The following is a 13,132-nucleotide window of genomic DNA, read 5'->3' as shown; positions in this document are numbered from 1 at the left end:
CCCCACGGATGTAGGCCGGGCAGGAACTGTTCCTTTCACGCATGGGTGGCGAAAAAGGTCTGCCGATGAAGAGCCCCGTCGTTCCCGAGACGATGCGCGCGCTGGTCCTCACCGCCTATGACGGACGGCCGGAGTCCCTGCGCGTGGAATCCCGGCCGGTGCCTCGGCCCACCACGGGCCAGGTCCTGGTGCGCGTGGCGGCGGCCCCCATCAACCCGGCGGACCTGATGTTCATGCGTGGGCAGTACGGCATCCGCAAGCCGCTGCCCGTGGTGCCGGGCCTGGAGGCCAGCGGGACGGTGGTGGCCTCGGGCGGCGTCGCGGGCCGGCTCCTGGTGGGGCGCCGCGTGGCGTGCGTGGCGCCCGGCGAGGGGGACGGCTTATGGGCGGAGTACGCGGCGGTGCCCCTGGGGCAGTGCCTGCCGCTGCGGGGCCAGGTCTCCGACGAGCAGGGCGCCAGCCTCTTCATCAATCCCTTCACCGCGTGGGTGTTGATGGAGCGTGCGAAGGAGGGTGGCCACGCCGCGCTGGCGCAGACGGCCGCCGCGGGCACCATGGGACGGATGCTGCTGGCGCTCGCGAAGCGCCGGGGCGTGGCCATGGTGAACGTGGTGCGGCGCCCGGAGCAGGTGGCCCTGCTCCAGGACCTGGGCGCGGAGTACGTGCTGAGCACCCACGAGCCCGAATTCGAGGAGCGGCTGCTCCGTGTATGTCACGAGCTGAAGGTGTCGCTCGCCTTTGACCCGGTGGGCGGACGACTCACCGGGCAGCTGCTCCACGCGCTGCCGGAGGGCGGCACCGTCATCGTGTATGGCTCGCTCTCCGAACAGGAGTGCCGCATCGCGCCCGGGGACCTCATCTTCGGGCGCAAGCGGGTGGAGGGCTTCTGGCTGTCGGAGTGGCACCGCCAGGGCTTTGGCGCCGCGCAAATCAAGGCGCTGATGGGCGTGCCGTCGCTGGTGGGGCAGACGCTGGAGACGCCCGTGCGCGCCCGGCTCCCGCTGGAGTCAGCGGGCGAGGCGGTGCGAATCGCCTCCGCGGACATGACGTCCGGCAAGGTGCTCTTCGTTCCTGCGCAGGGACAGGCACCGCGCGAATCACCGTGAGTCGGGCTCAGGCCTTGTCGCGGGAGATGGGGCCCGTCTTCGCCTTCGTCACGCGCAGGTAGTCCGCGGGGGCGAGCACGAGCTGCGTGCCACGCACGCCCGCGGACACGGCGATGGCGTCGAACAGCTCCATCGTCTCGTCGACGTACACGGGATAGTCCTTCTTGCCGCCAATGGCCGTGCAGCCGCCCCGGATGAATCCGGTGAGCGGCTGGAGCTCCTTGAGCGGCACGGTGTCCACCTTGCGGTCTCTGCTGAGCCGGGCCAGCGCCTTCAGGTCTAGCTCCGCGTTGCCGGGCACCACCGCCATCAACACGCCGGTGCGGTCGCCGCGCGCCACCAGCGTCTTGAAGACCTGCTCGGCGGGCATGCCCACCTTGGCCGCCACCGACTCCGCGGACAAATCTTCCAGGTCCACGTCGTAGTCGCGCAGCGCGTACTTCACGCCGAGCGAGTCCAGGAGTCGGGCGCTGTTCGTCTTCACGGCCTCACATCCCCAGCGCGGTGGCGGCGGCCTGCACGCGGGCGAGCGCGTCCTCGGGCGAGCTGCCCACCGCGGACAGGTGCCCCATCTTCCGGCCCTTGCGCGCCTCCCGCTTGCCGTACAGGTGCAGGCGGACGCCGGGCATGGCCAGCACCTCCTGGAAGCGAGGGCCGCCGTCCTTCAGCCACAAGTCGCCCAGCAGGTTGACGATGGCCGCTGGACGCACCACCTCCACGGAGCCCAGCGGCAGGTTGCACACCGCGCGCACCGCCTGCTCGAACTGTGAGGTGAGGCACGCCACCTCGGTGGAGTGGAAGCTGTTGTGCGGGCGCGGCGCCAGCTCGTTGACGAGCAGGCTGCCGTCCTTCAGCAGGAACAGCTCGATGACGAGCAGGCCTTCGACCTGGAGCGACTCGGTGATGCCGCGCGCCAGCTCCGTGGCCTTGTCCAGCACCGCGGGCGGCAGCGGCCCCGGCAGCAGCGACCACGCGAGGATGCGCTCCTCGTGGTGATTGAAGGCCGGCGGATACACCGCCACTTCTCCATTGGGGCTGCGGGCCACCAGCACGGACAGCTCGGACTGGAGCGCCAGCGCGGCCTCCACCACCACGGAGCGCTCACCCAGCTCGCGCCACGCCTGGGCGGCCTCGTCCGCGGAGGTCACCTCCACCTGCCCGCGACCGTCGTAGCCGCCCTCGCTGGACTTCACGAAGCAGCGTCCACCCAGCGCCTGGATGGCCTCGGCCAGCTCCGCGGCGGAGTGCGCCTCGCGCCACGGGCCGAGGGGAAAGCCACCCTTGGCGAGCCAGCCCTTCTGCCGGCCCCGGTGCTGAATCACGCGGAGCACGTCCGCGCCCGGGCGCATGGGGGTGTGCCGCGCCACCGCTTCGAGTGTGGCGAGGGGAATCTTCTCGATTTCGAGCGTCACGGTGTCGCACGCGCGCGCCAGCGTCTCCGCGGCCGCCGTGTCACCGAAAGACGCGGTGACACACCGGTCCACCACGGAGCGGGCCGGGCAGTCCGCGTCCGGGTCCAACGCCTGGACCTGGAAGCCGAGCGTGCGCGCGGCCAGGGCCATCATCCGCCCCAACTGGCCGCCGCCGAGCATGCCAATCGTGCCGCCGGGCAGCACCACGCGGGGGCTCATGACAGCTCCCGGTGCGCCAGCACTTCGTCCGTACGCGCCTTGCGCCAGGCCGCGAGCCGCTCGCGCAGCTCCGGGTACTTGAGGCAGAGGATGGCCGCGGCGTGCAGGGCGGCGTTGGCCGCGCCCGGCTTGCCAATGGCCTGCGTTCCCACCGGCACGCCCTTGGGCATCTGGACGATGGACAGCAGCGCGTCCAGGCCGCTGAGCAGCGTAGTGGGCATGGGCACGCCGATGACGGGCAGCAGCGTCTTGCTCGACACCATTCCCGGCAGGTGCGCCGCGCCGCCCGCCGCGGCGATGATGACGGACAGCCCCCTCGACTCCGCGGTGGACGCGTACTCCATCATCCAGTCCGGGGTGCGGTGGGCGGACACCACGCGCACCTCGTGCGGGATGCCCAGTTCCTTGAGGATGTCGACCGCGGGCTGCAGGTGCTCCAGGTCGCTCTTACCGCCCATGATGACCCCGACCCACGGGGTGACCGTGCTCGCCATTGGTGTGCGCGCCTCCGTGCGCTGTCCCGCCGAAACCAGGAGGAACGCGGAGATAGGGCGGGGGGATTCCGCGGGTCAACACGGAAAGGCGCGGGTGACGAGGATGACACGCCGGCCTTCCCGTATTCCCTGCGCGCGCCCGCACGCAGGGTAGGGCAGGGGGATGAGCCCCTGCCCGCCACCCAGGACGGCTAGGCCGCGGAGACGCTGCGGTCGCTGCCCTCGCGGTAGAGGGCTTCGATGGCGTCGTTGTAGCGGGCCACGACGTTGCGGCGCTTCACGCTCATCTTGGGGGTGAGCATGTCGTTGGCGACGGTGAAGTCCTCGCTGATGAGCAGGAAGCGCTGCGGGCGCTCATAGCCCTTCACGTCGCGGGTGAACTCGTTCACCTGCTCACGGTAGAGCTGGAGCACCTCGGGACGCTTGAGCAGCTCCGGCATGGACGTCGTGTCCAGGCCCTTCTCCGTGGCCCACTTCTTCAGCGTATCCACGTCCACGACGATGATGGCCACGTTGTACGGCTTGTTCATGCCGTGGACCAACGCGTTGGCGATGTAGGTGGAGAGCGCCAGCGACTGCTCGATGGGGCTGGGCACCACGTACTTGCCGTTCTCCAGCTTGTACTGCTCCTTGATGCGGCCGGTGATGTAGAGGTAGCCGTCCGGATCCAGGTAGCCCATGTCACCGGTGCGGAAGCCGCCGTTCCCGGTGAACACCTTCTCGTTCTCCTCGGGCTTGTTGTAGTAGCCCATCATCACGTTGTGCCCGTGGACGACGATTTCGCCCTGCGTCGCCTCGCCGGTGGCCGCCGTGTCGATCTCCACGCGAACCCCGGGCAGCGCCTTGCCCACCGAGCCGATCTTCCGGTTGTTGGGGAAGTTGGCCGTGGCGATGGGCGACGTCTCCGTGAGGCCGTAGCCCTCGTAGACGGTGATGCCGAGGTTGTCGATGAACTCCGCCACCTCCTTGGAGATGGCCGACCCACCGGAGAAGGCGTACTTCAGCCGCCCGCCGAAGCGTGCGCGGACCTTGGAGAAGACCACCTTGTCGAAGAAGGCGTGCTGCAGGTCCAGCAGGCCGCTCGACTTGCCCGCCTCCGCGAGTGCGCGCCGCTGGGCCGCCACCGCGAGGCCGCGGTGGAACATGAACCGCGTCACCGCCTTCTCGCCGGCCATGCGCTTCTGCAGGCCGTCGTAGATGCGGTTGAAGATGCGCGGCACGCTGAACAGCAGCGTGGGCTTCACCTCGGAGAGGTTGTCGATGATCTTCTCCACCGCCTCCGCGATGGCCATGGAAGCGCCCATGGACAGCAGCGCGTGCAGCTCCACCGTCTGGCCGAAGACGTGCGCCCAGGGCAGGAAGGCCAGGGAGCGGTCCTCCGTCCCCATGGGAAACACTTCGTGCATCGCCGACACGTTGCGGGCGATGTTCGCGTGGCTGAGCATCACGCCCTTGGGCTGTCCCGTGGTGCCCGACGTGTAGATGAGGCCAGCCAGGTCCGCCGGCTTGGGGCTCACCATGGGCGTGGGCGTCTCGGCGCCCCGCCGCAGCAGCGTCGCGAAGCTGTCCGTGTCGCTGGTGGTGCCGCTGAAGCGGATGATGTGCTCCAGGTTCGGCAGCTCCGCGCGTACGGACTGGATGCGCTGCGCGATTTCATCCGTGGCACAGAAAACGACCTTGGCGCCGCTGTCGTTGATGATGAACTGCAGCTCCTTCACCTGCTGTGATTCGTACATCGGGACGTAAGCGCCGCCGAGCGTGTACGTGGCGTACGCGCCCACCGCCCACTCCAGGCGGTTGTTGGCGATGACGGCCACGCGGTCGCCCACGCCCACGCCCAGCTGAGCGAGCCCTCCTCGCAGGTCGTCGACCATCTCTCCGAAGCGGGAGTAGGTCGTCCAGACCCACTGGCCGTTCTTCTTCTCTCCGAAGAGGTCGCGGCTGCCGAAGGTGGAGGTGCTGCGCTTGAAGATGTCGATGAGGGTCTGGAACTGCGGGAGCTGCATGAGGGGGGCTCCACTCGGAAACAGGTTGGTTTGAGGTGCCGCAGCTTAAGGCTGAACGCCTCCTGTGTGGGCCCATTCCTGAAACTTCACGCCCCACCTGCACACAATCGTAAACACGACGCAGTGCGGCGGGGCGTCTGGGTGATGTACGGGGCGACTCTCAGTACGTGGAGCCGAGCTTGCCGAAGCTCTTGAGCGCCTTCACCTTGCTCTTCTTCACGAGCGAGCGCCGGGCCTCTTCGCCCTCCGCGCTGTCGTACTCGTCCATCACCGCCCGCTGCTCGGCCTGGTCCGCCGCCACCGCGGCGCTGCCGGACACCGCGCTGGCTTCGTCGAAGAGCGCCTGGTTGCGCTGCAGGTAGAGCTTCGCCTCGTCCTTGCGGCCCTCGCTCAGGGCCTCGGCCGCCTTCTGCATGTTGACGGCGCTGCGCGCCCGGGCGGCGTAGACGGTGGCCTCGCGGTCCTGGCGGGCGAGCACCTCCTCGTGCCGGTTGGTCACCACCGCGGACAGCGAGGCTTCGTTGGCCACCTCTGCGTCGCGGATGAGGTCAGTGTACGCCAGCTTCAGGTCCAACACGCGCGCCGTCCGCCCCACCGTATCCCCGGTGACGTTGAGTCGGACCACCACGCGCTCCAACTGGCCCGCGGAGAAGTCGGGCAGCGACACGTGCACCTGATTGCCGGACTGGCTGGCGCGGTAGCCCAGCACCTCGCCCAGTGACGTGCCGGGGGGCAGGGTGAAGGTCATCGTCACGCCGCGCGCCACCGTCGTCCCGGCCTGCTGCAGGTCCTTCTGGAAGAGGGTGGAGAGCTGGGCGGCGTCCTCCAGGAAGCCGTAGGCACCGGCGCCGTACTCGGCGAAGGCCTGCATCAGGTCCTCGTTGAAGTCGGTGCCCACGCCAATGGCGCTCAGGGTGAGGCCGGTGGCGCGCAGCTCCCGCGCCATCCGCGTCAGCTCCTCGTTGGCGGTGAGGCCCTCGGTGGGCTGGCCGTCACTCATGAGGATGAGGCGGTTGACGCCGTAGGTCCGCTGCGCGGTGGACAGTTGGTAGCGCCCGGCGGACAGGCCCGCGCCGATGTTGGTGCCGCCTTCGTCCCAGATGCCGTCCACGTACTGGAACATCCGCTCGCGGTTGGCGGCCGTGGCCTCCAGGGACGGCAGGCTCTTCACGTCCGAGCCATAGTGGATGATGGCCAGCCGGTCCTGGTCATTCAGCAGCCCGATGAGGTGCCGCGCCGCCTGCTTGGCCTGGGCCAGCTTGTAGCCGCTCATCGAGCCCGAACGGTCGATGACGAGCGCCAGATTGACAGGGCTTCGCTGTGCCCCCGGCACCTGCGCGCCCGACAGGTCGAAGGTGGCGAACACCTCGGAGGTGCCCGCGGGGACGTACGGATGGGACAGCCGGCTCGTCAGCGTCAGCGAGCCCACCGTGGCGGGCACGACGGGCGGCGGAGGGCGGGGCGCCTGCGCCGCCTGCGTCCAGGTGGCCTCCGCGTCGCGCATGCGGCGCGACAGGAAGTCGAAGATCTCCGCCGACACCTTCTTCAGCTCCGGATGCGTGTCCGGGGACACGTGGTCCGGCGTGAAGCGCTTGGCCATGCGGAAGTAGGCCAGACGCAGCTCGTCCAGGTTGGCGGTGGGCTTGAGGCCAAAGACTTCGTGGGCCGGCAGGCTCTGCATGGCGCGCATCTGCGCGCGCAGGCGCTCGGCTTGCTGCAGTTCCAGGGAGGGCGAGGGCCGCGCGCTGGCGAACAAATCGCTCAGCTCGGGCAGCTCCGGCAGGGCGACCCAGTTCGTCCCATCCCGCGAGGCGCGCACCGCGGCCTTCAAGCGTCCGGAGGAAATCAGGTCCCGGAGGGCCTGGAGCGCCAGGGGCCCCAGCACACGTCCGAGATTGTCCGCGACCCAGTAACCGACAGCAGAAGACGACACGCAGACACCCCGGGGGTCAGTGAGCCAGCGCCTGGCGCACGGCCGAGGCGATCTCGAGCGGATGGAAGGGCTTGCCCACGAAGCCCACGGCGCCCGCCGCCATGGCCTGCTCCACGACGGGCTCCGCGTCCATGCTGCTGATGACCAACACGCGCGTGGTGGGCGACACCGTCTTGATGGCGCCCAGGACCTCCAGTCCACTCTTCTTCGGCATGAACAGGTCCAGGAACATCACCGCGGGCTTCTCCCGCGCGGCCACGGCCAGGCCTTCCTCGCCGTCCGCGGCCTCGAGCAGCCGCAGCTCGATGCCCGTGTCGGCGATGACGTCCTTGAGGATACGGCGCACGAAACTGTCGTCATCGACGAGCAGCAGGGTCGGGGTGTCGGACATGGCCCTGGATGATACTTGGACCGCGCAACATCCGCGCGGGGACATGGCACGCCTGCTCGCCTTTTTGGGTTAAGGGGTGCGCATGTCCACTGACAACGCTCTCTCGCACTTCGAGTCGAAGAAGCAGACGTACCTGGAGGACCTCAAGTCCCTCGTCCGGATTCCCAGTGTCTCATTTCCTGGCTTCGATGCGACGCAGGTACGACGCAGCGCGGAAGCGACTGCACTGCTGTTGAAAGACCGTGGTTTTGAAAACGTTCAGCTACTCGAAATCGAGGGCACGCACCCCTACGTCTATGGCGAGGTGCTCAAGGCGCCGGGCAAGCCCACGCTGCTGCTCTACGCTCACCATGACGTGCAGCCCGTGGGTGACGAGGCCGCGTGGAAGAGCCCTCCGTTCGAGCCGGTGGAGCGCGACGGCCGGCTGTACGGCCGCGGCTCGGCGGACGACAAGGCGGGCATCGTCGTGCACACGTCCGCGGTGGAGTCGTGGCTGAAGGGCGCGGGAGCGTTGCCGCTCAACGTGAAGGTCATCATCGAGGGCGAGGAGGAGATTGGCAGCAACTTCCTGGGCGCCTTCCTCCAGGAGCACGCGGCGCTCCTGAAGGCGGATGCCATCGTCCTCACCGACACGTCCAACTTCGACACTGGCCTGCCGTCCATCACCACCGCGCTGCGCGGGCTCGTCACGGTGGACGTGGAGGTGCGGGCGCTGCGGCAGGCGGTGCACTCGGGCATGTGGGGCGGGCCGGTGCCGGACCCCGTCATGGCGCTGTGCCGGATGCTGGCCACGCTGACGCACGCGGATGGCTCCATCGCCATTGAGGGCATTCGCGAGCGCGTGAAGCCGCTGACGGACGCGGAGCGCCAGAGCATCCAGTCCCTGCCCGGAGACGAGGCGCACTTCCGCGCGCAGTCGGGCCTGCTGCCGGGTGCGCAGGTGCTGGGAGGCGGGGCGCATCCGTGGGAGATGAACTGGCGTCAGCCGAGCATCGCCATCAATGCCATCCAGGCCAGCAGCCGCAAGGACGCGCGCAACATCATCTGTGATTCGGCCTGGGCGCGGGTGGGCATCCGCATCGTCCCGGACCTGGAGGCGCGCGACGTGGAGCAGCGCCTGAAGGAGCACCTGCGCAAGGTGTGCCCGTGGGGGTTGGAGGTCCACTTCGACACAGAGGGTGCGTCCGGTTGGTGGTACACGGACCCGTCCCACCCCGCGTTCCAGGCGGCCTTCCGTGCGCTGGAGAAGGGCTACGGCACGAAGGCGGTCGCCATTGGCTGCGGCGCCTCCATTCCCTTCGTGGAGCCCTTTGCGAAGGAGCTGGGCGGCGTGCCCGCGCTGCTCATCGGCGTGGAGGATCCGTACACATATGCGCATTCGGAGAATGAAAGCCTGCACCTGGGCGACTGGGAGAAGTCCATCCGCAGCGCCATCCACCTCTACGCGGAGCTGGCCGAGGCACTGAGCGCGCGGAAGGTTTGAGCACCCGGTGGCTCCGGGGCCCTGGTCTCGTTGAATCGGGGGCTTGATGTATCGTCAGCGTGATGTCAGGAGCGCTTGGGATGCATGGGGCGAACGCGGAGTTCTTCGAGTGGGTGTTGCAGTCCGCCGGCGAGCCGTCCTCCGCTCGCCTCCGTGAAGCGCCGAGTGCCAGGGAGGCCGTGGACCGCGCCGTCTCCCTGGCCACGACCCTCCACGCCGCCGCGCCCGAGTCCAAGGCCTTCGCCCAACACCTGGGGGCGCTGCTCTCGCGAGCGGTGGACCCGGTGCTCGCGCTGGAGCGACTGCATGCCAGGGACCTCGCGCTCGCGCTCGCCTGCGCGCAGGGACTGCCAGCGGCTCGTACGCTCCTGGAGCAGGAGGTCCTCCTCAAGTTGCGCGTCCCCCTGGCGCGCATCCACCCCTCGCCGGTGTTCACGGACGAGGTGTTGCAAGCGCTCCGGGCCAACCTCCTGATGCCTCGCGCGGAGGCTCCCTCCCGGTTGCTCGGGTACGCGGGCACGGGCCCGCTGCTGCACTGGGTGAGCATCTCCGCGACGCGGCTCGCGCTGCGGATGCGCAAGGCACTGGGAGAAGAGTCCCACGTCGAGGCCGAGGTGCTCGCTGCACACCCCGCGCCGGGCGGCCTGGAGCTGGGCTTCGTGCGGGAGGAGGCCCGGGGGCATGTGCGTGCGGCCTTCGTCCGGGCGGTGGCCTCGCTGGACGATGAGGACCGGGAGTTGTTGCGGCTGCACTTCGTCGAGCGCCTCTCCCTGGAGCGCATGGGCGCCCTGTTCGACCTGCACAAGTCCACCCTCTCACGCCGGCTCACCGCGGTGCAGTCGCTGCTGGAGAAGCGGACGCGGCGCGCGCTCGCTGAACGCCTGTCGTTGCCCGAGCCGGAAGTGGACAGCGTGATGCGCGCCATCCATGGACGGTTGGACTTGAGCCTCTCGGGCCTTCTGGAGGGGCGTGAATGAGCTGCCCGGATGAGAACGCGCTGTCGGGGTTCGCGAACGGCGCGTTGGACCCCGAGGGCATGACGACGGTGCGCCAGCATGTCTCCGGCTGCTCGGAGTGCCGGAGCGTGCTCGCCGCGCTGGGGGGGCTGGAGAATCCTCCCCCGTTGGTCGATACGGGGCTGCTCGTCTCCGGTGCGCGGGTGGGACGGTACGTGGTGCTCGGGCTGCTCGGCGAAGGTGGCATGGGGCGCGTCCATGCCGCCTATGACCCGGAGCTGGACCGCAAGGTGGCGCTGAAGCTGCTGAACCTCGCGAGGCTCGGGGAGGACTCGCTGGCCCAGGCGCGTCAGCGATTGGAGCGCGAGGCCCGCACGATGGCCCGCCTGTCGCATCCCCATGTCGCCCAGTTGCATGACGTGGGCGAGTTCCAGGGACAGCTCTTCCTGGTGATGGAACTCGTCGAGGGCGGCACGCTCCGGCGGTGGCTGGCGGAGAAGCCGCGCACGCGCCGGGAAATCCTGGCGCGCTTTACCCAGGCGGCGGATGGGCTCGCGGCCACGCACGCGCTGGGCATCAGCCACCGCGACTTCAAGCCCGACAACGTTCTGCTGACGCGCGACGGTCAGGTGCGCATCACCGACTTTGGCCTGGCCAACGCCGCGGTGGGACTGGGGCCTCCTCGGGAGGATGCGGCCATCGACTCCGGTGAGGCGCCGCTCACCGTCACCGGCGCATTCCTGGGGACGCCCGCCTATGGCGCGCCAGAGCAGCTTCGCGGAGAGCGGGGGGATGCCCGTTCGGACCAGTTCGCCTTCTGCGTCGCGCTCTACGAGGCGCTCAACGGGCAGCGGCCCTTCGCGGGTGCCACGCGCGAGGAGCTCCTGGCGTCCATGCAGCGCCAGGAGGTGCGTCCGGAGCAGCGGGGCGTGCCCTCGTGGCTCAAGGCCGTGGTGCGGCGAGGCCTCTCCGTGGACCCGTCGCGGCGCTTCGAGTCCATGCAGGTGCTGCGAGCCCGCCTCGCGCGGGAGGTGGGGGCCTGGAAGCGCAGCGCGGCCACGGCGCTGCTCGCGGGAGGACTGGTGGGCCTGGGGTTCCTCGTGCTGGGGCCTTCCGCGGCGGCGCCGAGCGAAGCCTGCCAGGGCAGTGAGCGGCACCTCGAGGGCATCTGGGACGCGTCCGTGCGTGAGTCCACGCGTCAGGCCTTCCTGGGGACGGGGGCCCACGCGGCCGAGGCCTCGTTCCAGGCCGTGGCCTCCACGCTGGAGCAGTGGACGCAGGACTGGACGCGCGCGCATCAGTCCGCGTGCGAGGCGACGCGTGTCTTCGGCGAGCAGTCGGAAGCGGCGCTGGGGCTGCGGATGACGTGCCTGGACCAACGGCTGGGAGAGCTGTCGCGGCTGACGGTGGCGCTCCAGGGCGCGGACGCGCGGACGGTGGAGCGGGGCTTCGGGCTGGGGGCCTCGCTCGGAGGCGTGGGCGGGTGCGCGGACGTGCGCACGTTGCAGGAGGCCGTGTCTCCCCCGGAGGACCCGAAGGCGCGTGCGGAAGTGGATGCGGTGCGCGCGGAGCTCGCGCGGGCGAACGCGGAGAGGCTCGCGGGGCATACCCCCGAGGCGCTGCGAATCGCGCTTGCCGCCCGGGAGCGCGCGCTCGCCACCCATCATCGGCCGCTGGAAGCCGAGGCGCATCTTCTCTGCTCGCGATTGCAGGAGGACGCGGGGGCATTCGAGGACGCGCGCGAGTCCCTGGTCCAGGGCTCTCTGGCGGCCGAGGCAGGGCGGCATCTGGGCGTGCTCGCGCGGGTGCTGCACTTCCAGGCCTGGCTGCATGGGTACGGAATGGGACGGCCCCAGGAGGCGTGGCCCTTCCTCCATCGCGCCCGGGCCCTGGCGGAGACGCTGCGAGACGCCGAGCTGGACACCCTGCTGGACCAGGTGCAGGCGGAGCTCCTGGAGCAGGAGGGCCGCTTTTCGGAGGCCGAGTCGCTGCTACGGGCCTCGCTGGAAACCGCCAGCGCCCGGGGCGAGACGTTCGCGCGCGCGGAGCTGAGCGGCCGGCTGGGATTGCTTGCCCGGCAACAGGGACGGTTGCTGGAGGCGAAGCGTTGGCAGGAGGAAGCGCTGCGCGTCCATGAGAAGCACTTCGGGGTGGCGCACCGGGACACGGGACGGGCCCTGTCGAACCTGGGGGGCACGTTGGCCCTCCTGGGGGAGCTATCGAGCGCCGAGGCCGTCCTCAAGCGGGCGCTGGGCATCCTTCGCCAGACGCTGGGGGAGGAGAACCTGTCGGTGGCCCGGACCTTGTCCAACCTGACCCTTGTCTACGTCGAGTGGGGGCATGCGGCCCAGGCGCGGGAGGCCGCGGAGGAGAGCTGGGCCGTGGCGCTCAAGAGCGTGGCCGCCGACAGCCCGGTGTTGATAGGGGTGAAGTCGAATCGGCTGGGGGTGCTGGGCGAGCAGGGCGAGCGTTTGCCGGAGCTGGAGTATGCCCGAGGACTCCTGGCGCATCGCGAGCGTGCCTATGGCGCCACCCACCCGGAGGTGGCGCTGGATGCGCACGAGGTGGGCCGGCTGTTGCGTCTCCTGGGGCGTCCGGACGAGGCCCGCGGCTTTCACGCTCGCGGCGTCTCGCTCCAGCGGCCCCTGGCCGACAAGGGAGAGATGGATGGCTCGGGACTGCGCTACCTGGCGGATGCCCTCCTCTTTCTAGGGCAGGTGGGCGAGGCCCACCGTCACGTGGCCCAGGCGCTCGTGGCCATGGAGCGGGACCTGGGGCCGTCGTCGTCCGAGCGCATCGAGGCGCTGCTGCTGCTGGGGGACGTCCAACTCGCGCGAGGTCAGCCCGCCGAGGCCCTGGCGCCACTTCGGACCGCGCTGGCGGACCTCACCGCCCGGCAGGTGGTCTCCGCCCGCGTTCCCAGGCTGCGCCGCCGGCTCGCGCGGGCGCTTCGGTTGACGGGCGCGGTGGAGGAGGCCTGCGGAGAGGCCCGCCGCGCCTGGGAGGAGCTGTCCGTGTGGCGCAAGGCCTATGTCCAGGAGACGGCGGACGCGCGGACCGAGCTGGGGCACTGTCGCGGATGACAATCGATTGCATGTAGGAAAGCTGCCGCTGAGCCAGGAACAGGTGGCG

Annotated in this window: 10 protein-coding genes; 4 read left to right on the top strand and 6 right to left on the bottom strand. The window is 69.9% G+C overall.

The genetic code is table 11. The features are described from left to right. Positions 1-65: 65 nt before the first annotated feature. The gene (locus F8M74_RS09430; protein WP_228560415.1) at positions 66-1,106 is read left to right on the top strand and encodes a zinc-binding dehydrogenase; all 1,041 of its coding nucleotides are present in this window, start codon (positions 66-68) and stop codon (positions 1,104-1,106) included. Positions 1,107-1,113: 7 nt separating this feature from the next. Here the strand turns inward: F8M74_RS09430 and ybaK are convergent, their stop codons facing one another. The 6 genes from ybaK to F8M74_RS09400 all read right to left on the bottom strand — a co-directional run bounded on the left by ybaK (position 1,114) and on the right by F8M74_RS09400 (position 7,561). Further along, positions 1,114-1,590 carry a Cys-tRNA(Pro) deacylase gene (ybaK, locus tag F8M74_RS09425; RefSeq protein ID WP_141257163.1) on the bottom strand — a complete coding sequence of 159 codons (477 nt, stop codon included), beginning with the start codon at positions 1,588-1,590 and terminating at the stop codon, positions 1,114-1,116. Between the two features lie 4 nt (positions 1,591-1,594). After that, positions 1,595-2,737 (bottom strand): 5-(carboxyamino)imidazole ribonucleotide synthase, encoded by a 1,143-nt coding sequence (gene purK / locus F8M74_RS09420; RefSeq protein ID WP_141257162.1) that lies wholly within the window; start codon positions 2,735-2,737, stop codon positions 1,595-1,597. Then, positions 2,734-3,231, bottom strand: coding sequence for a 5-(carboxyamino)imidazole ribonucleotide mutase (gene purE / locus F8M74_RS09415; RefSeq protein ID WP_140853892.1), 498 nt, complete (start codon positions 3,229-3,231; stop codon positions 2,734-2,736). Before purE ends, purK begins: the two co-directional genes overlap by 4 nt. 191 nt (positions 3,232-3,422) lie before the next feature. Then, positions 3,423-5,237, bottom strand: coding sequence for a long-chain fatty acid--CoA ligase (locus tag F8M74_RS09410; protein WP_141257161.1), 1,815 nt, complete (start codon positions 5,235-5,237; stop codon positions 3,423-3,425). Between the two features lie 160 nt (positions 5,238-5,397). After that, positions 5,398-7,170 (bottom strand): VWA domain-containing protein, encoded by a 1,773-nt coding sequence (locus F8M74_RS09405; RefSeq protein WP_228560417.1) that lies wholly within the window; start codon positions 7,168-7,170, stop codon positions 5,398-5,400. Positions 7,171-7,186: 16 nt separating this feature from the next. Then, positions 7,187-7,561 (bottom strand): response regulator, encoded by a 375-nt coding sequence (locus tag F8M74_RS09400; RefSeq protein ID WP_002635842.1) that lies wholly within the window; start codon positions 7,559-7,561, stop codon positions 7,187-7,189. An 82-nt stretch (positions 7,562-7,643) separates the two neighbouring features. Between F8M74_RS09400 and F8M74_RS09395 the strand changes: the two genes are divergently transcribed. The 3 genes from F8M74_RS09395 to F8M74_RS09385 all read left to right on the top strand — a co-directional run bounded on the left by F8M74_RS09395 (position 7,644) and on the right by F8M74_RS09385 (position 13,083). Beyond that, positions 7,644-9,044 (top strand): M20/M25/M40 family metallo-hydrolase, encoded by a 1,401-nt coding sequence (locus F8M74_RS09395; protein ID WP_171410280.1) that lies wholly within the window; start codon positions 7,644-7,646, stop codon positions 9,042-9,044. An 80-nt stretch (positions 9,045-9,124) separates the two neighbouring features. Continuing rightward, positions 9,125-10,021 carry a transcriptional regulator gene (locus F8M74_RS09390; protein WP_141258111.1) on the top strand — a complete coding sequence of 299 codons (897 nt, stop codon included), beginning with the start codon at positions 9,125-9,127 and terminating at the stop codon, positions 10,019-10,021. Further along, complete coding sequence (locus F8M74_RS09385; RefSeq protein ID WP_141258110.1) at positions 10,018-13,083, top strand: serine/threonine-protein kinase; 3,066 nt, start codon at positions 10,018-10,020, stop codon at positions 13,081-13,083. Before F8M74_RS09390 ends, F8M74_RS09385 begins: the two co-directional genes overlap by 4 nt. The last annotated feature ends 49 nt before the right edge of the window (positions 13,084-13,132 follow it).

The organism is Myxococcus sp. CA023 (assembly GCF_010998615.1).
In the GTDB taxonomy this organism is placed as follows: domain Bacteria; phylum Myxococcota; class Myxococcia; order Myxococcales; family Myxococcaceae; genus Myxococcus.
Note: the sequence above shows the minus strand (reverse complement) of the source record. Positions and strands in the feature narration are given on the sequence as shown.

Bases quoted from the DNA above. Each gene is read 5' to 3' on its own strand.
- purK (WP_141257162.1), bottom strand. From the start codon at position 2,737: ATGAGCCCCCGCGTGGTGCTGCCCGGCGGCACGATTGGCATGCTCGGC.
- F8M74_RS09390 (WP_141258111.1), top strand. From the start codon at position 9,125: ATGCATGGGGCGAACGCGGAGTTCTTCGAGTGGGTGTTGCAGTCCGCC.
- F8M74_RS09400 (WP_002635842.1), bottom strand. From the start codon at position 7,561: ATGTCCGACACCCCGACCCTGCTGCTCGTCGATGACGACAGTTTCGTG.
- F8M74_RS09395 (WP_171410280.1), top strand. From the start codon at position 7,644: ATGTCCACTGACAACGCTCTCTCGCACTTCGAGTCGAAGAAGCAGACG.
- F8M74_RS09410 (WP_141257161.1), bottom strand. From the start codon at position 5,237: ATGCAGCTCCCGCAGTTCCAGACCCTCATCGACATCTTCAAGCGCAGC.
- purE (WP_140853892.1), bottom strand. From the start codon at position 3,231: ATGGCGAGCACGGTCACCCCGTGGGTCGGGGTCATCATGGGCGGTAAG.
- F8M74_RS09430 (WP_228560415.1), top strand. From the start codon at position 66: ATGAAGAGCCCCGTCGTTCCCGAGACGATGCGCGCGCTGGTCCTCACC.
- F8M74_RS09385 (WP_141258110.1), top strand. From the start codon at position 10,018: ATGAGCTGCCCGGATGAGAACGCGCTGTCGGGGTTCGCGAACGGCGCG.